This is a genomic window from Gilliamella sp., from assembly GCF_024104075.1.
GTDB lineage: Bacteria > Pseudomonadota > Gammaproteobacteria > Enterobacterales > Orbaceae > Gilliamella > Gilliamella bombi.
The window spans coordinates 1-698 of record NZ_JAGGHR010000076.1 but is presented as its reverse complement, the minus strand read 5'-3'; the positions used below and the strand labels follow the sequence as shown (position 1 = coordinate 698).

Annotated in this window: 1 protein-coding gene; it reads right to left on the bottom strand. The window is 33.2% G+C overall.

Translation table 11 applies throughout. The features are described from left to right. Positions 1-335: 335 nt before the first annotated feature. The coding region (locus J6569_RS11190; protein WP_296318535.1) for a hypothetical protein at positions 336-698 on the bottom strand (363 nt) is incomplete at its 5' end.

Below are 698 nucleotides of genomic sequence, written 5' to 3'. Positions count from 1 at the left end.
GTGCTTGTGCCTTGTGCCTTGTGCCTAAAATGGTACTGCATTTTGTTCCACCTGTCAAGTAATATTTTGTTTTATTTAGATTTTTTATAACTACTCGCTTATTTAATAAGCTTATCTTTCTAAAGCGATTAAAGTATAGCCGTTTAAGAAATAGTTGGCTAGTTTTTTGGCGGACTTTTTTGTAAAGAAATGTAAATTGTAAGAATTATTCATCATGAATGGGCATAAACTTTATGGTTAAATTAATCTAAATATTTTATAGCTAAAAAGTTTAATCGACTATTTAAACAAAATACCAAGTATTTTTATTTAAATAGTCATTATTGAAGAGAAAATTATGGTGTAACGCAAGCTCCTCTATAGTCTTGATCTGAAAGATATCTACCGCCAACAACACCTGTATTTGTCTCTACAACGCGAGTATAAAAGTCAATAAGATCTGATGTCCAATAATACCCTCTTAGCTCCCCCCAAGCAGGATCGCCAACTTGAAAAAATTCCCAATCACTATCTTTATAGTAGATTTGAGTCACACGTCCCCATTCGCTAAATAATCCCCCCATCCAATAACCATTCATTTTATAACTAATTTTTCTTTTATAGAACAAGTCAGCGATACCGTTTTGCCAATTGCCACTTCGTCTTGCATTGGTAAAGTCAAGCACTTTGGTCATACGATATCCACCACCATTAAAGTT